This window comes from Aliiglaciecola aliphaticivorans (genome assembly GCF_054782055.1).
On record NZ_BAAGTF010000046.1, the window covers coordinates 1 to 18,060 of the forward strand.

Sequence of the window (18,060 nt, forward strand, 5' to 3'; positions counted from 1 at the left end):
GAATACATCGATTATTACAACAATGAACGCATTAAGCTGAAACTGAAAGGCCTGAGTCCGATACAATATCGAAATCAGGCCTTGGTTGCCGCTTAGAAATGAGTCCAACTTTAAGGGGTCACTTCATTTGTTAGCCCTTTTTAGTTAATTAAATTCCAATTAACCATGTTTTCCATTTTTTGTTGAGTTCGACTTTGTTACTATCTGCTGCGAATTTTATCCTGCAATAAATTGTAAAAAATGAAAGGTGGAGTGCGAGTATCGTGCTCTTTTTCGAAAGCCCCTATACTGAGATAAACGCAATAATGATCATCTTTTTTATTTGTATTTCTATATTGATTCTCGGCTATAAATTTTATAGTCCTTTTGTTGAAAAACAAGCTGGTATAGATCCCAATGTCGCCACACCTCAAACACGTTTTAGTGAAGGTGTCGACTATGTGCCTGTCCATCCTGTTCGCGCGTTTTTAATACAGTTTTTGAATATTGCCGGTGTCGGTCCTATTTTTGGTCCTATTCTGGGCGCATTATATGGGCCAGTCGCATTGGTATGGATTGTATTAGGAAATGTGTTGGGTGGTGCCGTTCACGACTATTTCTCTGGTGTGATGAGCATAAAAGAAGACGGAAAAAGCTTACCGGAAATAGCGGGGCATTATTTCAACATCCTGTTTAAAGGGGTGATGCTTATTTTCACGGCAATGTTACTGTTCTTTGTTGGGGTGGTGTTTATTATGAGCCCTGCAGGCTTACTTAGTAACCTGGAGGTTTTCCAAGATACATTTTTGGCCAACAACACTTTCTGGGTACTGGTAATTTTAGGCTATTACTTTTTAGCCACCCTTTTACCCATCGATAAAATTATCACTAAGTTTTACCCCATTTTTGGGCTACTGATGATCGTCATGACAACGATGATTGCCATCGCCTTACTTATTGACGCGCCACACCTACCCATGGCTGGGGACTTTTTGGCCTATTTTGAAGCCGACCATGCCCATGACTTTCTCGCTCCGAATCCAGAAGGTTTGCCTACTTGGCCCTTGTTATTTGTGACTATTACCTGTGGCGCAATCAGTGGTTTCCATTCTACCCAAGCGCCCATTATGGCTCGTTGTTTAACCAATGAAAAATACGTAAGACCTGTGTATTACGGTGCAATGATGTGTGAAGGTATTGTGGCTTGTGTGTGGGCTTTGGCTGGCATTGCCGCTTTCCCAGAAGGCTATGCAGGACTTAAAGCCATGCTGGATGTGGGTGGCCCAGGGTTGGTGGTAAACCATATTGCGAATAGCTACTTAGGAATATTTGGTGGCATTATGGCAATAGTTGCGGTTGCCGTATTCCCTATTACCTCTGGCGACACCGCGTTTCGTTCGTTGCGACTCACCATAGTTGATGCATTCAATATCCCGCAGAGCATTCGTAATCGTTTACTCCTTGCCATACCCATTTTAGCCATTGCCTATTTTATGACTAAATTGGATTTCTCGGTGATTTGGCGCTATTTTGCATTCTCAAACATGCTGCTATCCACCAGCGTATTATGGCTTGCAACTAAATATTTGTTCGACAGAAGCACATTCCATTGGATTGCCAGTATTCCTGCTGTAATTGCTACCGGGGTCACCATTTCATATATCATGACAGCGGCAATTGGCTTTAACCTTTCTCCGAATCTAGGTCGCCCTATAGGTGCTGTAGTAGTGCTCGTTGGCTTTATTTTATTGGTATTTATCCACAATAAACATAAAACTCAATCAGCTTAAATGATAAGAAACAAAAAAGGTCGGAGCTAATCAAACAATTAACTCCGACCCTGTTTAAACGATCTTGTTTAAAAACTAATTTGGCTTACATGTGTCCTTCGTTTTCATAGCGCTCGTGCCAGCTAAGGGCCTCACTGAGCAAATGCGGGGTATGCATGCCGCGACCAGCATGTAGAGCGCGTTCATAATAATCTTGTAACGCAGGTCGATAGCTAGGATCTGCGCAATTATTGATAATTTCTCTGGCTCGCTGGCGTGGAGATAAACCACGTAAATCTGCCAATCCATGTTCTGTCACTATCACTTTCACATCATGCTCGGTGTGATCCACATGGGATACCATTGGAACAATAGATGAAATTGCCCCATCTTTGGCGATGGAAGGTGATACGAAAATAGACAAGTAACCATTACGGGCAAAATCTCCAGAACCACCAATACCATTCATCATACGAGTGCCCATCACATGGGTAGAATTAACATTACCGTAGATGTCCGCTTCAATCATTCCGTTCATGGCGATGATGCCTAAACGACGAGCCAATTCTGGATTGTTACTAATATCCTGCTGACGCAGGATAATTTTGTCATGGTACAAGTCAATGTTGTCATCAAACTCTTTGAGTCCTTCAGGGCTCAACGAAAATGCCGTTGCCGATGCCACACTCAAGGTACCCGATTTTAGCATTTTCAACATGCCGTCTTGGATCACTTCAGTGAAAGCTGATAGATTTTTAAATGGACCGGCATCTAAACCCTCCAATACGGCGTTGGGGATATTACCCACACCAGATTGAATCGGTAGTAATTCTTTTGGCAAACGACCTACTTCAATTTCGCGCTGGAAAAAATCAAGAATATGCTGGGCTATTTTTTGCGATACCGCATCCGGTTCTTTAAACGGAGAATTTCGGTCCTCTGCATGGGTTTCTACCACTGCGATGACTTTTTCAGGTGGACACTCAAAATAAAACTCACCAATTCGGTCCGCAGGGTCGGTAAGCATAATCGGCTTGCGGTTTGGTGGTAATGCAGTGCCATAATAAACATCGTGCATACCTTCAAGTTTTGCATTCTGTTTGGTATTTACTTCTAAAATGATCTTATCCGCTTGTTCTATCCAGGTTTTATTATTACCAATGGAAGAAGAAGGAATTAGCTTGCCGTCTTCTCGGATGCCTGCAACTTCAATCAGCGCAATATTCATTTTGCCCAAAAAGCCAGACCAGGCATATTGTGACACCTCAGAAAGATGTAAATCCACATAATCCATTGTACCGTTATTAATTTTGCTACGGCAAATAGGGTCACTTTGGAAAGGTAATCGCATTTCGATACCATCCACTTCGGCTAACACGCCATCTAGTTCTGGAGCAGTTGATGCACCGGTCCACAAACTAATGCGGAAAGGATCATTGCCTTCCGCATTCGATTTTTTAATACGCTCAGCTAATGCTTTGGGCACTGCTTTTGGATAACCCGCACCTGTAAACCCGCTCATGCCGATATTAGCACCTGCGGGAATCAATTCAGCGGCTTGTTCTGCACTCATTACACGTTCTTTAAGTGTCGGACAAAGAATTCTAGAAGTTGCTGACATTGTTGGTTCTCTCTTGCAGTAAAATATATCGGTTGATGTGAGCTGTATAATACCAATAAAACCCTTCCAATAGACTTACCCGCTACTAAAATGGATCTACGACTTTAGTCTTATATGAAATTTAACCAAGTAAAATCAATAAGTTATATAGGTGAATTGGATTATTGGAAAGAACGAATGGTTTTTGTATATAAAACCAACTTTTTTAAACCGGTTAAATAATCATGCTAAATGGATGAATTTAACGCAAACGTGATAGCGTATAACCTGAAGGTTTGTAATGGCTTAGTTCAAAACCACTTTATGCTGAAGAAAATATTTTTTTGGCCGAGGTAAGGAGATGGGAAATGCTAAAGTTAAAAATGGAAAAATCTCACAACAAGCAGTTTGTCCTGCTTTTTATTTTTGCTCTTATTCTTTGGCTATTTTATGAATTAGCCGGATTTGCAGTCTCGGGGGGTACCCCACAAATCGATCAGAATATTATCCTTGCCTTTAGAAACGCGGAAGATTTGTCCGATCCCCTTGGACCCAAATGGGTAGAGGAGATGATGAGAGACATCACTGCTTTAGGCGGGGTGGCTATTTTAACCAGTTTTACGTTGTTCGTAACGCTGTTCTTACTCATCGAGAACAAACCTAAAATCGCCGCTTTATTAGTAGTCGCTATAACTTCAGGAATGTTAGTGAGCTTTTCATTAAAGTATGGTATCACCCGTCCCCGCCCTGACTTAGTACCCCATGGCAGCTATGTTTATACCAGCAGTTTTCCCAGCGGACACGCTATGTTATCAGCGTTAGTGTACTTTACATTAGCTGGAATGCTGTCGTATTTACCGGTACGTAATCGCGTAAAAACCTACTTCTATGTTATCGCAATTATATTAACGTTTTCCATTGGAGTGAGTAGAGTTTACCTTGGAGTGCATTGGCCAACGGATGTGATAGCAGGCTGGTTAATGGGAATTGGTTGGGCACTGTTGACCCTAGTGGTTGCTCGATTTTTGCGTATGAACGGGCACTTTTCCTCGGCTCAGTAATAGTTAGAGATGCGTAACTAAGCTGACCGCTTTGGTGTAAAATGGCATAAAAAAACAAAAAATAGCCATAGGGAAGCCTCCCCATGGCTATGCACAATAAAGCCCTTAATGATTAATGATCGTGTTCTTCAGCAACACCCAACCAAGAGATACTGGCGGCTGCGAACCCCAATTCAATATCACTAACCACTTCAATGGTTTCCAAGTCAATTTGCAATACATGTTCAGCGATAGGATCAGACACATAAACGTAATTTCCATTTTGTGCCACAGTCATACTGAAGTTCATACCATCAGGCATATTGGCAATGTCTTCATCAGAAATATCAAAGCTTTGCTCTAGCTCCCAATGAGTTTCACCGTCATGGTCGTGGGCGCTGAGGATATTCAAATAACCTTGGCTATCTAACACTAAAAACATGTCGCCTTCATAGGAAAATCCATAAGCAACCGGGCTGGCATCCGTTTCGGGTTGCCATTCTAGTGCTTCCATTTCACTATCTTCAGGGGCTATTTTAATTAGAATAGACTCACCTGCGTCATGCCCAGCGGCGATGCCAATAAATGTATCACTTTCTTCGTGACCATATATTGTACCTATACGTAAACTGTCTAAAACGTCGATGTTGACAATTTTTTCAGCTTCATACTCATTGTCATGTTCATGAGCGATTAAAACACCATCACTGCATCCAAAAACGGCATAGGTTTCATTTTGTGCGCCACCGTGCAGATCAGGACATAACACATCTAGCACTTGCTCTTGTTCGTATTCATCATCGTGTAGATGATATAAAGCGACTTGATCCGGGAGTATTTTAGCCACCGAGGTACTTTCAGCATCATCCCGACGGACCGTTGATAATAAATAATCACCTTTTGGCTCAACTGCACCATGCATGTTTACGGTGTAATTCAAGGTCGGAAGTACACTAGTTTCACCACTAATATCAGTGTCTGAGACAACTTGTACAGATGCAGGGGTACTGGAGTCTGCATCACCGTCGAAAAATATAGCCATCTGACCATCATGTTTAATGATGTGGGTAGGACGACTTCCCGTGATCTCGTAATCACTCATCGCCGGACCTTGTTCATAGTCATGCAAATGCTCGCCATGATCTTCACGCCACATACCGCTGTCAATAAAGCCTACGTAGTCGTCAGAACGACTCGCAATGACCGCATAACGATAATCTGCAGAAGAGGTCAACGTGCTTGATGCATAAGTTAGCGAAAACGTATCTAATTCACTACCGTCATCTAAATCGTATATCGCCGTACTGCTGTTGGCAGTTAATACCGCTAATCGGCCCAGAGAATCAATTAAATATTCGTCATCACTATGGTCATGATCATCTTCAGTCGAATCATCCACTTCAATCGACTCTTTTTCAATAATGGTCGTTTCTGCATCGCCGCAACCGGTTAGCAGCAATGCTCCGATAGTGGCAGCAAGTAGAGAAAGTTTGCGTGTGCTTGTCATTGTTTATTCCTTAATGTGTAAAAAGTGATTGTCGAATTAGAAGTTGCCTCTTATACCCACAGCGAAACTACGTCCTGGGCGAGGGGCTATATCTTTTATAAATGAGGTGTGAACTCGCGCTTCGGTATCAGTCAGATTTGTGCCTTTTAGATACACCATAATGTCTTGATTGGAGACGGGTAAATCATAAGAAACACTTGCATCAACCATGGTATAGCCAGCGGTACTTGTTTCATCCGTTGCTACATGGTCTTGGCTTTGATAACGGGTAACATCTAAGTTGGCTGTCAAGCTGTCATCTACGTAGGCGAATTGAGTCCCAAAACGAAGTGGAGACGTGCGTGGCAAGTTGCCGCCGTCTTTTAAACGAGCACGAACAAAATCAGAGAACACAGTTGCTTTGAATGTATCTGTTGCCTGCCATGCCACTTGAACTTCAAAACCATTTAGCACTACATCATCAGTTTCAAATATATACACGGGCAACTCGTCAGTGTGCTCCTCTTCTTCGGCATCATGGTCATGTTCATCTCCATGGTCATGACTACTTTCAACAAAAAGACCGGTATTGGTTTGATAGTAGTAATTGTCTACTTGGTTATAGAAAGCGTTAAATACGAATGCCACATCACCTTGGGTTTTACGCAGTGTCAAATCAATGTTATTAGCAGTTTCAAGGTCGATTGTTTCATTAGTCAAACCTATTTCTTCATCATCTAACGCGAATAAAGCGCCAACTTCATAGCTATTGGTTCCAATATGCGCACCAAAAGACAGTAATTCTGCAGCTGAAGGGGCACGCTCTGAACGTGAAACAGAAATCCCCAAGTTATAACCTGGCGTGAAATCCCAAACTAAACCTGCCGACAAACTCACTGGAGTAAATTTATGCGCCGCATCGAAAACCCGAGTAGCGGTAGATTCATCACCGTGGTCATGGTCATGCTCATGCTCATCTTCCTCTTCCTCTTCGTGCTCATGGGCCTCAAGAACAGGCAGTAACACATCATCAGCATCAATGGTTACACGCTCAATTCGTGCTCCAAACTGCAGTAACACATCACCAAAGTGTTTTTCTTCCATCAATGCTAGAGCAATAGTTTCAGATGTAGCAGGCGGTGTGAAAGCTTCTTCGCCAACCGCTGAAATATCACTGTTTTTGAAATGCACACTAAATCCACCATTCCATTCCGAAAAAGGATTATGCAGAACGTCAACTTTTACTTCATGGGTATCATTTTCAAATGACGTTCCCACAGCATCATTTTCTATTTCAGAATGTTTGTAGTCTGTATAGGCCCCGCGCACATTTACCTGATTGATCCATTCTGATTGAACATTAATTTCACTGAGTAATTGAACACGAGTTTGTTCCAAATCAGCAAAAACGCTAACGTCGCCATCGTGTGAGTGACCAGGAATACCGTATTCACGATTAAACTGTTCCACTGCAATCCCAACATAACCCGCATCGAAAAGATAACTTGTACCTAATGTGAAACCGTTTGACTTTTCCGCGCTGTTTTCTACCTCATAATCATGGCTTTCTTCCTCATCATGATCATGCTCTTCTTCTTCGTCCTCTATCTCAGCTTCCACTGGTACTTCATAGTCTTCAGTCTCATGCCAAAAACCATCCGCATAAAAACCAAATGACTCATAACCAGTGGTAACATTAAAGCTAGCTAGCTTTTTCTCATCAGCTGAATTGGTTTCGAGTAACCATTCACCTCTGGTTGAGTTGTCAGTAGGAACTCTTCCATCGACCACGTTAACCACACCACCAATTGCGCCACTACCATAAAAAAGTGTGGCAGGACCCCGTAGGACTTCAATTTGTTGTGAGGTTGAGGCTTCAGTTGCAACCGAGTGATCTGGGCCGACTCTAGATACATCGCTGACGTCTAACCCATTTTGAGCGATTAACACACGTGGGCCGCTCAAACCGCGAATAATAGGTGTACTTGCAACATTGCCGTGAAAATTAGTTTGAACACCTGGAAGTTTTTCTAAGGTATCACCCAAGGTTGAAGCTTGTTGACGGCGCAAAGTTTCACCAGAGAGCACACTCACCGGTGAAGCTGATTCCATCACCGACATATGAATAGGAGTGCCAACAATATCGATGACTTCAATAGGTGAACGAATAAGGGTAAGCGCTAGAGCCTCTACGCCATCTTCAGTTAACACAATATCTTGGTAAAGATGAGCAAAGCCTGGAGCTGAAATATGAAATTCGTTTACTCCAGCTTTCAAATCTTTAATAGCAAAGTGTCCGGTACTGTTAGTAACCGCTTTTGCATTTGTACCTTCTACCGTAATAAGTGCGCCAGAAACGGCATTCCCATCACTATTTTTCACTACCCCTTCTATCGATTGTGCCATTAGGCTCGCCGGTATAAGCGCACTAACAAGTGCCACAATTCGCGATATTTTATACATCCCAGTCTCCAGTGTTATGTTATATTGTTTCACTTATTGGAAGTTATGTTATAATGTATCGAAATCAAAGGCAATCCTATACGTTGGAAAAATTTGTCTTAAGGGGTTTTCAACACAAGCAGGTTCGTAATGGCAAGTTCAGCCTAACTTTATCCTTGCTATTGATGAGGAAATGACGGCCTCAATATGCGACAAGTCGATTAGGAATAAAGACAATGAAGTCTAGTGAAACGAAAAATATGATCTCGGTAGCAAGGCTAATTTGTGAAGAGTCTGGCAGTAGGTTGACGGAAAAACGTCAACACGTATTAGAAGTGCTATTCAAACTAAACACACCTGTCTCAGCATACGAACTAACAGATCACTACAAAAAGACAATTGGTGCATCTATTACCGCAATGTCGGTTTATCGTATATTGGAATTTTTAGAAACAGCGAAGCTAGTTCACCGTCTTAATTCCATAAACAAATACATTATTTGTGCTCCCACCTTTGGGCCATGGAAACATCAACCGCCGCTTTTCCTGATTTGTAAATCTTGTCAGAGTATAAAAAAAGTCGAATTGGCAAACGACTTGATTAAAGCACTGTCTGAACAAGCACAAACCGCGGGCTTTTCGGTTTTAGGATCTCAAATTGAACTCAATACCATATGCGATAAGTGCGCTTCGCAAAAGCTTAAAAATAATTACTCAGGAGTAGTAAATGGCTAAGATTCAAGAAATAAGTGATAAAGCAGCGGTAGGATTATCGCTACTGTGTGTCATTCACTGTCTCTTTTTTCCTATTTTGCTCATTCTTATGCCACCGCTTTCTGGGCTGTTCGCCATAAACGATGCGCTATTCCACCGTTGGCTGCTATTCGCCGTTGTGCCCATTAGCGTCATAGCGCTGATAATGGGTTACTTCCATCATCGCAGTGGCCGCGTTTTTTTAATTGCTTCATTTGGACTGACGCTACTCATTTTAACTGCCTTGATAGGTCATGACTTACTTGGCAACTATGGTGAAGTTGCAATGACCGTTTTTGGATCATGCATTATTGCCTTTGCTCATATTCGAAATTACCAGTTACAACGAAAAAACAAACTTCCAACACCTCATACATCGGAATAGACGTAAATATGAACCCACAAAAACTCCCCGTTACTGTGTTATCAGGATTTCTTGGCGCAGGAAAAACCACCGTACTGAGTCATATTTTAAATAATCGCCAAGATAAAAAAGTGGCGGTCATCGTCAATGATATGAGCGAAATCAATATCGATGCATCTATCTTAAAAAGTGACGTTTCGTTAAATCATAGTGATGAAAAATTAGTCGAGATGAGTAACGGCTGTATATGCTGCACCCTTCGTGAAGACTTATTGCTTGAAGTCACTAAACTCGCTGCTACTGGAAAATTTGATTATTTGCTAATTGAATCAACGGGTATTTCAGAGCCGTTACCGGTAGCCGAAACCTTCACCTTTACCGATGAAGATGGCATCTCTTTATCAGATGTAGCCACCCTAGATACCATGGTAACAGTAGTAGATGCAGTGAATTTTCTAAAAGATTACGACGAAGCAAAATACTTGCAAGAAACCGGTGAAAGTTTGGGTGAAGAAGACGAGCGCAGCGTCGCAGATCTTCTGGTTGATCAAGTCGAATTTGCTGATGTTATCCTTATTAGTAAAACCGATTTGGTTGATGATCAGCACATAAAACGACTAAAAGCGGTCTTGCGAAGCCTCAATACACAGGCGCATATTCTGCCAATCAGTAACGGCAACATCAGGGTAGATAGTATTCTAGGTACAGGGCTATTTGATTTTGATAAAGCACAGCAAGCGCCTGGTTGGTTGCAAGAATTACGTGGTGAGCATACTCCAGAAACGGAAGAATATGGAATAAATAGCTTTAGCTACGGGGCAAGAAGACCCTTTCATCCACAAAAATTCTACCAGTTCCTACACAGCACCGAAGAGTACGGCAAGTTACTTCGCTCAAAAGGATACTTTTGGTTAGCTACACGCCCAGAATTCGCAGGCCAATGGAGTCAAGCCGGTGGAATTGCAAGGTACGGTTTTGGTGGTTTATTCTGGAAAGCCGCGCCACCGGAACAATGGCCCACTGATGATGAATCACTTAAATCAATTAACGAGTTATGGGTGGAACCTTTTGGAGATATGCGCCAAGAGCTGGTGTTTATCGGTCAAAACCTAGACCAACACAGCATCACCCAAGCCTTAGATCAATGCTTATTAAACGATGCCGAATTACTCCAAGGAAAAGATTACTGGAAAACCCTTAGCGACCCATTCCCAGCTTGGGAATTAGATGATTAATCGCGGATATTTAAGTTAAGCCATAACGCTATGCTTAAGCATAGCGATTTTTGGCGAGCTGCAAAAAAGCTCGTAAAAACTGTTTTTAAACGTATAAAACATTTACAAAGTTATCCTGAGGCAGGGAAAGTAGCAAATGAAATTCCGACGGTAAACTATCGCTAGATTGTCGTTAAGCCGTGTCGACTATTTTATAAATTTGAGAGTAATAAAGTATTTATTTTGCATGTGATGCGCCAAGAACAGGATCTTCGTCGATTTCTTTTGACTTAATATCGATACCGTTACCAACTGCCTTAACTACGACGATGCACTCCCCCCGTTTTAAATGGGTACTTCTTCATAGTATTGATAACGCTACTCAAGTAGCACTTAAACCTAACGCGCTTTCTAATATTTTGCAGGTTTGTTCAGCTAGCAATTTATTTTGCGTAAGAAATTCAATTCGAGAATCCTTTGCACTGTCCAAAGTAGTCAAACGCAATACTCCATCACTGAAGTTACAACCCACTCCCCCTTCTTGAGTAATGAAAACGGCTTTCAGGCGTTCTACATTTATACCACTTAATGTATCTACAATGAGTTGATAATCAAAAAGCTCAGCAGGAGCACAAACCCAACCACAAGCGAAATAACCTTCTCCACTGTTTTCCACCTTAATTGACCCTTTTGTGGGGACTTTTATCCCTGGATTCAGAATTGAATGTGCCGCGTGATTATGCTGATGTACATAAACACTTTGTAGATGTCGAGACTTATTTGAAAGTAAATTTGGATCAATAACGCCCTTGTTAGAAAACACAACAGGAGTGTTTGTTATCCCTATTTCGTCCAAATATTTAACCAACATTGGCTTTGATTCATGGTTATATAGATCAGACTTAGTTGCCACCACGTAATCAGCTATTTGCAGCTGCTCTTGAAAGGTTTTATGCGCCCGCCAGCGGGGCTGAGTTAGTTTACGTGCATCAATTAAACCTAGGGTTGCGTGAACATCAAGTACACCTTTGTAATCTTCGGAGGTAAGTGTGGCTAAAACCTCTTTTGGGTGACCAAGGCCTGTTGGTTCAATAATTAAACGATGGGGTTTTGCATGAGCCAACAGCAGATTCAAGGTTATTTTCATGGGTAGTCCTGAAGTACAACACATGCATCCTCCTGGCACTTCTCGAATGTAAACACCGGTTTCTTCAGGGCTATTTAAAAGAGCAGCATCGACTCCGACTTCACCAAATTCATTAACTAATACTGCCCACCTTTCTTCTTTAGGTTTATGCTCTAACAGGGACTGAATTAACGTGGTCTTCCCTACCCCCAAAGCACCCGTAATAATATTGGTGGGTACGTTGGTAACCTCAAGCATAGAGTGATCCCCAAGGTCCTCTTATTGCTAGTGTGAGGGTGGGAGAATAAAGATTTACAAACAACACAGAACCATCAGCGGAGAAACATGCGCCAGCCGGTTCAGTTTGCCAACGAACCTTTGCAAAGTCATAAACTTGACCTTGCGGACTGACCCCTTTGAGGTGATTATTGACAACATCTGAATACTGATCTTCACACACTATTAAGTGGCCGCTAGGAGCTACCGCTAAATTATCCCCAAAGTTAAAGGTCGCTTTGTTGGGGCTTTCCACAAACAACGTCAGCGTGCCGGTTTGTGTTCCCTTACTTTGATGTTTGCTTTCAGGTGAAGGCCGGTAGCGCATAATTTGCCCTAATTTGGCTTTGCCACCACTGGTACAACAAAAATACATTTCTTGTTCACCAAAATGAATTCCTTCCCCTCGCGCAAACACCGCAGCGCCTCTTGCAAACCCTCTTAAACGAAGATCATCTTCGGGACTTTCGACGTTGTCGAGGTCTATCCATTGACAAGCATAATCCTGATTAATTTGCATTTGCGGTTGCTGCCAATTTCGAGTGTCGAATTTGGGCTTTCCAGCTATCACTAGGGCCTGTAATTGTCCGCCCGCTTTTAAATCATCTTTGATATTGGGCACAAATCGATAAAACAAGCTGTCAGGTCGATCTTCTGTAAGATAAACAATACCACTGACTGGATCGACACAAGCTGCTTCATGATTAAATCGTCCCATAGCTTTTATTGGTTCTGGTTTTACCAATGTTGTTGCTCTCGAAGGAACTTCAAACACATAGCCGTGATTCTTGTTGATTGCATTAGAAGCCGTGGCCACTGATTCTTCGCAGGTTAACCAACTTCCCCAAGGAGTAGTGCCACCAGAACAATTACGGATGGTACCTAGCAATGACATGAACTGAGATTCGACTTGTCGCTTTTTTAAATTGTAGACAATATTGCTGGTTCCCCCTGGCAAAGGAATGCCCGATGAATCAGTATCATACACCCTTGTACTATGGATACTTTTATCTGCGAGCTGGTTAGCAGATTTTGACGGCGACAATTCATGATTACGCACCAACACCACTCGCTCATCGTCCAATTCAAAACAGCCCATACCATCTGCTCTGTCGGGCACAGTTAATCCGTCATCCATAGGATCACCGAAATGCGAAATTTGCTGATAGCTAAACCCAGGGAGTAAATCAATAATGCCTTTAGGATCTGGAACCAAGCTACCCAGCGCCGCGGGGCCAGAAGGCAAATTGGATAAGTTGCCTGAAGCTGCGGATACATTCGACAAATAACGAGTTAATTCCCCGCCTTGTAAATGTGTCGCAAGACCACTAAATGCAACCGCGATAAAACCTCGATTAAACTCTCTTCGGGTAACCATAAACATTCCTATTTTAATACCAAACGTTAGCATTTCTCTAATTGGCGACTACTGCAACCAAAAAATAATGCTTTGGGTGGGCGATAACCTCATTATTAGTCAGTATATTCATGCGTCGATGCAGATTTATGACAAAGCCTTAATCACTGAATTGCCAAGATTAGCATGGGCTTATTGGTGAGTTAATAGCAACGACAAAGCTGTTGGCTATCGATCACCTCAATAAGTTCGATATGTTATACTATATCAATTTAAAAAGTAATGTTATATTATCTCTATTATTCGTAAAAAGTCCCATTCACTGACCGAGTTTTAAAACAACCAGTATTGTGTAAACGGGTCAAATTAACGAAACCTAATTGAGAAGGGGTAAAAATGAAGTCATTTATTTTAGGCATTCTGATCTTTGTTAGCTGGACCGCGGCAGTGCATAGTCAACAACATATCCATGGACAGGGTTCGGTATTTATTGCTCAGGAAAATGATTTATGGCAGGTACAATTCGTACTCCCTGCCTCTGACATACTTGGTTTTGAACATAGCCCTGAAAATGAGCAACAAAGACTGATAGCTGAGCAATTTGACCAAAAACAAAAACACTTCGAAAACCTAATCCAATTTGATGTCAATTGTACACAAGTGAATTATTCCCAGAGTTCCCTTGAGTTTGGTGAAGACGAGCATTCCGACAGCCACGAGCTTTCTGACAACCATGAGCATTCCGGTGAACATGAACATAGTGACATAGAGATTTTATACCTAATTGAATGCCCCGATGAGGTAACTCAGGTCTCTTTTCCGATTTTAAATTCAAGCAACAATTTACAAAATTTAGCAGTTCAGTGGAGCATTCAAACTGGACAAGGCTCAACCTTAATAAACCCTAAGCGTCATCAATTGAAGTGGCATTAACCATCAATAAGGTTGTTAGGCCCCTTACTTTGAATTGCCAATATCGGTGCGCAGTATCGTTAAATTTGAAGATGGTATTTTTCGCAGAATGAGTCAGTGACGACAGCACCATTAAAATTAACTAGGAATCAAAATGATTAATAATAAACTACTCACCCTTGCGGATCGCTCTGCAATTACCTTATCTACGTTATGTGTTATCCATTGCCTGCTCTCTCCCATCATTCTGCTTGTTTTACCAACCTTAACTAGCCTTGCGATTCTTGACGACGAACATCTTCATATATGGCTACTTTATGGGGTTGTTCCCATCAGTATTTTTGCCATTACGTTTGGCTATGTTCACCAACGTAGTATGCCTATATTAATTACTGCGTTGATAGGGCTGGTAATTTTAGTACTAGCAGGCGCACTCGGACATGATGTTTTTGGTGAAACGGGTGAAGCAGTAGCCTCAGTTATTGGCGCTGCATTAGTGGGCTTTGGACACCTTCAGAACTTGAAGCGCCGAAAAACTAGTTTTGCAGATTACCAAGCCATCAGCTAAACCCATTTTGGAGCCTAAAACTTTCCCTAAAAACAGATTAAATGAGGTTTTCATGCAAGCAGCCACAGTATTAACTACCAACAATTATGATGATTGGGAGCGACACTCTGTATGTTCAAAAGAGGTCGATATATTGACCCAGATTTATAAGCAAAGTGTCAATATGGCGATCTGGCAACGCCAGTTATCCTCTTCAGTAGTCGCTGACGCTGAAAGCCTGCTGGAAACGACGTCTTCACTAAATATATCAGCCTTTATTGACGCTCAGAATATAAGTATGAGTATTCGTGAAGCGCTTAAATTGTATAACACAGGGGATGCGTTCATAGCGAGTACAACCGAACTGGTAGATATGTTTTGTACTCTATTTGAGCTTGAAGAGGTCGGTTTCCGGTTACGGATACTTGATGCCCCCATGTGTCCACGTTTTCATGTGGATCACGTGCCGTGTCGGTTAGTGACCACCTTCGCAGGAAATGGCACTCAATGGTTGGAACATGACAAGGTAAGCAGAGATAAATTAGGTCACGGCAGTAAAGGTTTAGAGGACGCTGTTTCAGGATTGTTTGCTCAACAAACAGACATACAATCCATGGGCACGGGTCATGTAGCTCTACTCAAGGGCGAAACATGGATGGATAATGAGCTTGCTGGTGTGGTGCATCGCTCACCTGCCTATGAACCGAATCAAAAGCGCTTGTTACTCACCTTAGATTTTGTGAATTAAACCAATTAATGGCGTCGCACATCATCAGGTTGCTCGTTAAACTCGGTAACCGATACGACATCTAATTTGTATGCAGAAGTGGCTAGGGGATCTTCAAACAGCCCCAACGTAAATTGCCCAGTCAAAGTGTAAGCTTGGTTCATTTTTAAATCCTTAAAACCAGGCTCTAAGCTAGCAAAAATGATTTGATTGGGTGGCGGGGGAGGAAAATGCAAACAAGCACCAAAGTATGGTACCAGAAACATGTTCTTTACCGTTTTATCTGGGTAAAAGTCAATGGGAACGATAAATCCTGAAATAGCAACAAAGTCATATTCAAAATCACTTACCGTATTGGATGAATGTAAAACGGCTTTGTACTCTGGATCAGTAGCGGCTTCAATGGAACGCAGGATTTGCAAACTCATATCATCGCTTGCTTGGGGGATATCCCCCTGATATTTAGTAATTAATTCTAATTCTTTATCAGGCAAAAGGGACTGCCATTGTATTGGATTCACTTTTGCATTTTGATATTTTTCTAGCAAAAGCTCATTCGAACTAAAATATAGCTGAGACGCAGGAAAAAATAGCGGCCTAATTGATGGCCATGCAGCATCACCTAAACGACCCACTAAAAGCCCTAAACCAGCCCACACCACTAAAGTTAATAGTATTTTATTAAATGCAAATAGTGGTGTTTTCAAGGCTGTCCCATCGCTCACTTGAAAGAATCAAAAACGGATCCCTAAATCCAACCGATTTTGCGGCCAAATAACTACTCGTAAACTTCAATATTATCCAATGTCATCGCGTAAGCAGATGTTCCGGTGTCATTACTGGTAGTTTCAATATTAATAGTACCCTCAAACCAAAAGGCGACATCGAGTTGAGTCACTTTGATCCCTTCTTTAAACCTGCCATGGATCATTTGATTGGGTGGCGGGGGCGGCATATGTAAACAAGCGCCAAAATAAGGGACGATAAAAAACTCCACCACGCGACGCTGTTCATCTGAACTAAGGGGGACAATAAAACCCGGAATTCTGACCTGTTTTTTATCAAAACTTTGGATGATGCGAGTTGATGTTAATGCTTGCTCAAATCGTTCGGCGTTTTCGCTCTTCTGTTTCATACCTGATAACGCTTCTACAGAATCAAGCTCACTGCCGTCTTTAATTTCAACCAGAAAGTCAGGGGGATCGAGCAGAGCATCAAGATCACTCTTGGGCATTAACTCTATCCATTCCACTTCATCATAAGTTGGATTGCTTGCCGCTTGAGTTGATGTAAACGCAAGCATCAACAAGAAAAGGAACCCACCACGATAATAACGACTCAAAGTAATTTTTCTGTTCAACTTTATTCCCACTCTTAAATATTAGTTAGTACAAATTTTCAACTTAAAGTCTAAGAACGTTATATCATAATAATAAAGCTCTAAGAAAGAATAGATCATGCTTTTAGTTTGCAATTTGCGGTCGTTGGTTTATCTATTGCGACCAATTGGCACTTTGAACGCTGCTGTTCGCTTTTTCATCGATAAAACTTGACCACAACAAGATCATTTTGCTAGTTTGATAATCGTGTCTTTTGGCAATCGAGTTTATTTTTCTGCCAAAACTTCCTTTATGAAACGCTGATTTGCTCCTTTTTTTCTGTGCTGAAATCCACACGAATGACAGCTGTCACGTTTTTATAAATCTCACATTCAACTGACAAATTAGGCATTAAAATGAAGAAATTAACTCTTTTTCTTGGGTATTGTTGCGTATTGTTCTCAGCATATAGCTTTAGCTGTCAGTATCACGACTACGGGACAAGTAAAATTCCAACGTTTCCACCGCTGTCACCTGAATTACACCCAGTCATGTTGCAACACTTTAAGCCACCAGCAGGCGCGCCACTGAAAGTCACACTTTCCACTGAAGATACAATCTCGGGCGGGAAAGGAGCCTTTACCATTAGCTATAACATCCACCCTGATTATCACAATGTAAAAGCGGAAGTGGTCAGTAGTAAAGGGGTTAAACTGCTGGACAATAGCACTATGTATTTAACCCGAATCCAAGGCAACCAGTCGGTCAGATATCAAAGTATTTCCGGCGATACTCAAAAAGTGCGAGTTCGCATCTCTGCTGTTCGCCGAGACACACCAATCATCGTTGAAAAACGCATCACGCTGTCGTCAACTTAACCAGCGTTTCCCTAACCCCGCAGAATATGAAAGGCCTGCGGGTTCATCCTTGGTGCCTTTCCCCTCTATAAAAATCCTTCAACATATCTATTTTAGTTAAGGCCATCTTGTACCTCTGCATCAAGCACTATGTTATAGTTTTATTCTCTTTGCCCACAAATTAAGAAAATTATTTTCTAGAAAAATGATCTAAAATCTCCCAACTTACGTTTATATTAGGTTGAGTTTGAAACGTGAACGGCAAAACGTTAATTTGCCATTAACAACTGGTA

The 18,060-nt window shown here is 41.8% G+C and carries 17 protein-coding genes; 10 read left to right on the top strand and 7 right to left on the bottom strand.

The genetic code is table 11. From position 1 onward, the window contains the following. Positions 1 to 96, top strand: a 96-nt coding sequence (locus ACYVIL_RS18510) for an IS3 family transposase (RefSeq protein WP_256770813.1), incomplete at its 5' end; no start/stop codon positions are given. 209 nt (positions 97 to 305) lie between these two features. Further along, on the top strand, positions 306 to 1,769 hold the full coding sequence (locus ACYVIL_RS18515; protein ID WP_460314106.1) for a carbon starvation CstA family protein: 1,464 nt from the start codon (positions 306 to 308) through the stop codon (positions 1,767 to 1,769). A gap of 85 nt (positions 1,770 to 1,854) precedes the next feature. On the opposite strand, the gene ACYVIL_RS18520 is transcribed toward ACYVIL_RS18515, so the two are convergent. Continuing rightward, positions 1,855 to 3,369: an acetyl-CoA hydrolase/transferase family protein gene (locus ACYVIL_RS18520; RefSeq protein ID WP_303474983.1), complete on the bottom strand. Its 1,515-nt coding sequence runs from the start codon at positions 3,367 to 3,369 to the stop codon at positions 1,855 to 1,857. Positions 3,370 to 3,716: 347 nt separating this feature from the next. Here ACYVIL_RS18520 and ACYVIL_RS18525 point away from each other — a divergent pair, with 347 nt between their 5' ends. After that, positions 3,717 to 4,409 carry a phosphatase PAP2 family protein gene (locus tag ACYVIL_RS18525; RefSeq protein ID WP_460314063.1) on the top strand — a complete coding sequence of 231 codons (693 nt, stop codon included), beginning with the start codon at positions 3,717 to 3,719 and terminating at the stop codon, positions 4,407 to 4,409. A gap of 112 nt (positions 4,410 to 4,521) precedes the next feature. Here ACYVIL_RS18525 and ACYVIL_RS18530 read toward each other — a convergent pair whose 3' ends face one another. Next, positions 4,522 to 5,895, bottom strand: coding sequence for a 5-methyltetrahydrofolate--homocysteine methyltransferase (locus tag ACYVIL_RS18530; RefSeq protein ID WP_460314065.1), 1,374 nt, complete (start codon positions 5,893 to 5,895; stop codon positions 4,522 to 4,524). Positions 5,896 to 5,931: 36 nt separating this feature from the next. Then, the gene (locus ACYVIL_RS18535) at positions 5,932 to 8,337 is read right to left on the bottom strand and encodes a TonB-dependent receptor (protein WP_460314067.1); all 2,406 of its coding nucleotides are present in this window, start codon (positions 8,335 to 8,337) and stop codon (positions 5,932 to 5,934) included. Between the two features lie 215 nt (positions 8,338 to 8,552). Between ACYVIL_RS18535 and ACYVIL_RS18540 the strand changes: the two genes are divergently transcribed. Genes ACYVIL_RS18540 through zigA form a run of 3 tightly spaced genes read left to right on the top strand, consistent with a single transcriptional unit; the run spans position 8,553 to position 10,667 of the window. Further along, positions 8,553 to 9,050, top strand: coding sequence for a Fur family transcriptional regulator (locus tag ACYVIL_RS18540; protein WP_303474989.1), 498 nt, complete (start codon positions 8,553 to 8,555; stop codon positions 9,048 to 9,050). Further along, positions 9,043 to 9,453 carry a MerC domain-containing protein gene (locus tag ACYVIL_RS18545; protein ID WP_303474991.1) on the top strand — a complete coding sequence of 137 codons (411 nt, stop codon included), beginning with the start codon at positions 9,043 to 9,045 and terminating at the stop codon, positions 9,451 to 9,453. The genes ACYVIL_RS18540 and ACYVIL_RS18545 overlap by 8 nt, the downstream gene beginning before the upstream one ends. Positions 9,454 to 9,461: 8 nt before the next feature. Next, a complete protein-coding gene (zigA, locus tag ACYVIL_RS18550) occupies positions 9,462 to 10,667 on the top strand; it encodes a zinc metallochaperone GTPase ZigA (RefSeq protein WP_303474993.1) in 1,206 nt (401 codons plus the stop codon). Between the two features lie 361 nt (positions 10,668 to 11,028). Here the strand turns inward: zigA and ACYVIL_RS18555 are convergent, their stop codons facing one another. Together ACYVIL_RS18555 and ACYVIL_RS18560 are read right to left on the bottom strand one after the other, a co-directional pair. Next, a complete protein-coding gene (locus ACYVIL_RS18555) occupies positions 11,029 to 12,030 on the bottom strand; it encodes a CobW family GTP-binding protein (protein ID WP_460314070.1) in 1,002 nt (333 codons plus the stop codon). Next, complete coding sequence (locus tag ACYVIL_RS18560; protein ID WP_303474997.1) at positions 12,023 to 13,426, bottom strand: alkaline phosphatase PhoX; 1,404 nt, start codon at positions 13,424 to 13,426, stop codon at positions 12,023 to 12,025. The genes ACYVIL_RS18555 and ACYVIL_RS18560 overlap by 8 nt, the downstream gene beginning before the upstream one ends. A gap of 375 nt (positions 13,427 to 13,801) precedes the next feature. Here ACYVIL_RS18560 and ACYVIL_RS18565 point away from each other — a divergent pair, with 375 nt between their 5' ends. The 3 genes from ACYVIL_RS18565 to ACYVIL_RS18575 all read left to right on the top strand — a co-directional run bounded on the left by ACYVIL_RS18565 (position 13,802) and on the right by ACYVIL_RS18575 (position 15,612). Next, positions 13,802 to 14,338, top strand: coding sequence for a ZrgA family zinc uptake protein (locus ACYVIL_RS18565; protein ID WP_303474999.1), 537 nt, complete (start codon positions 13,802 to 13,804; stop codon positions 14,336 to 14,338). Positions 14,339 to 14,471: 133 nt separating this feature from the next. Further along, entirely contained in the window at positions 14,472 to 14,885 is a 414-nt protein-coding gene (locus ACYVIL_RS18570) for a MerC domain-containing protein (protein ID WP_303475001.1), read from the top strand. Between the two features lie 52 nt (positions 14,886 to 14,937). Further along, on the top strand, positions 14,938 to 15,612 hold the full coding sequence (locus tag ACYVIL_RS18575) for a DUF1826 domain-containing protein (RefSeq protein ID WP_460314073.1): 675 nt from the start codon (positions 14,938 to 14,940) through the stop codon (positions 15,610 to 15,612). A gap of 5 nt (positions 15,613 to 15,617) precedes the next feature. On the opposite strand, the gene ACYVIL_RS18580 is transcribed toward ACYVIL_RS18575, so the two are convergent. Together ACYVIL_RS18580 and ACYVIL_RS18585 are read right to left on the bottom strand one after the other, a co-directional pair. Beyond that, entirely contained in the window at positions 15,618 to 16,298 is a 681-nt protein-coding gene (locus ACYVIL_RS18580; protein WP_460314075.1) for a DUF3299 domain-containing protein, read from the bottom strand. Positions 16,299 to 16,369: 71 nt separating this feature from the next. Beyond that, positions 16,370 to 16,951, bottom strand: a complete 582-nt coding sequence (locus tag ACYVIL_RS18585) for a DUF3299 domain-containing protein (protein WP_303475005.1) — start codon at positions 16,949 to 16,951, stop codon at positions 16,370 to 16,372. Between the two features lie 375 nt (positions 16,952 to 17,326). On the opposite strand from ACYVIL_RS18585, the gene ACYVIL_RS18590 reads away from it, so the two are divergent. Next, on the top strand, positions 17,327 to 17,788 hold the full coding sequence (locus ACYVIL_RS18590; RefSeq protein WP_303475006.1) for a hypothetical protein: 462 nt from the start codon (positions 17,327 to 17,329) through the stop codon (positions 17,786 to 17,788). Positions 17,789 to 18,060 lie beyond the last annotated feature (272 nt).

Excerpts from the sequence above, each read along its gene's own strand:
- ACYVIL_RS18555 (WP_460314070.1), bottom strand. The coding sequence starts at position 12,030 with ATGCTTGAGGTTACCAACGTACCCACCAATATTATTACGGGTGCTTTG.
- ACYVIL_RS18570 (WP_303475001.1), top strand. The coding sequence starts at position 14,472 with ATGATTAATAATAAACTACTCACCCTTGCGGATCGCTCTGCAATTACC.
- ACYVIL_RS18515 (WP_460314106.1), top strand. The coding sequence starts at position 306 with ATGATCATCTTTTTTATTTGTATTTCTATATTGATTCTCGGCTATAAA.
- ACYVIL_RS18535 (WP_460314067.1), bottom strand. The coding sequence starts at position 8,337 with ATGTATAAAATATCGCGAATTGTGGCACTTGTTAGTGCGCTTATACCG.
- ACYVIL_RS18540 (WP_303474989.1), top strand. The coding sequence starts at position 8,553 with ATGAAGTCTAGTGAAACGAAAAATATGATCTCGGTAGCAAGGCTAATT.
- ACYVIL_RS18575 (WP_460314073.1), top strand. The coding sequence starts at position 14,938 with ATGCAAGCAGCCACAGTATTAACTACCAACAATTATGATGATTGGGAG.
- ACYVIL_RS18565 (WP_303474999.1), top strand. The coding sequence starts at position 13,802 with ATGAAGTCATTTATTTTAGGCATTCTGATCTTTGTTAGCTGGACCGCG.
- zigA (WP_303474993.1), top strand. The coding sequence starts at position 9,462 with ATGAACCCACAAAAACTCCCCGTTACTGTGTTATCAGGATTTCTTGGC.
- ACYVIL_RS18530 (WP_460314065.1), bottom strand. The coding sequence starts at position 5,895 with ATGACAAGCACACGCAAACTTTCTCTACTTGCTGCCACTATCGGAGCA.
- ACYVIL_RS18520 (WP_303474983.1), bottom strand. The coding sequence starts at position 3,369 with ATGTCAGCAACTTCTAGAATTCTTTGTCCGACACTTAAAGAACGTGTA.
- ACYVIL_RS18590 (WP_303475006.1), top strand. The coding sequence starts at position 17,327 with ATGAAGAAATTAACTCTTTTTCTTGGGTATTGTTGCGTATTGTTCTCA.
- ACYVIL_RS18525 (WP_460314063.1), top strand. The coding sequence starts at position 3,717 with ATGCTAAAGTTAAAAATGGAAAAATCTCACAACAAGCAGTTTGTCCTG.
- ACYVIL_RS18545 (WP_303474991.1), top strand. The coding sequence starts at position 9,043 with ATGGCTAAGATTCAAGAAATAAGTGATAAAGCAGCGGTAGGATTATCG.
- ACYVIL_RS18560 (WP_303474997.1), bottom strand. The coding sequence starts at position 13,426 with ATGGTTACCCGAAGAGAGTTTAATCGAGGTTTTATCGCGGTTGCATTT.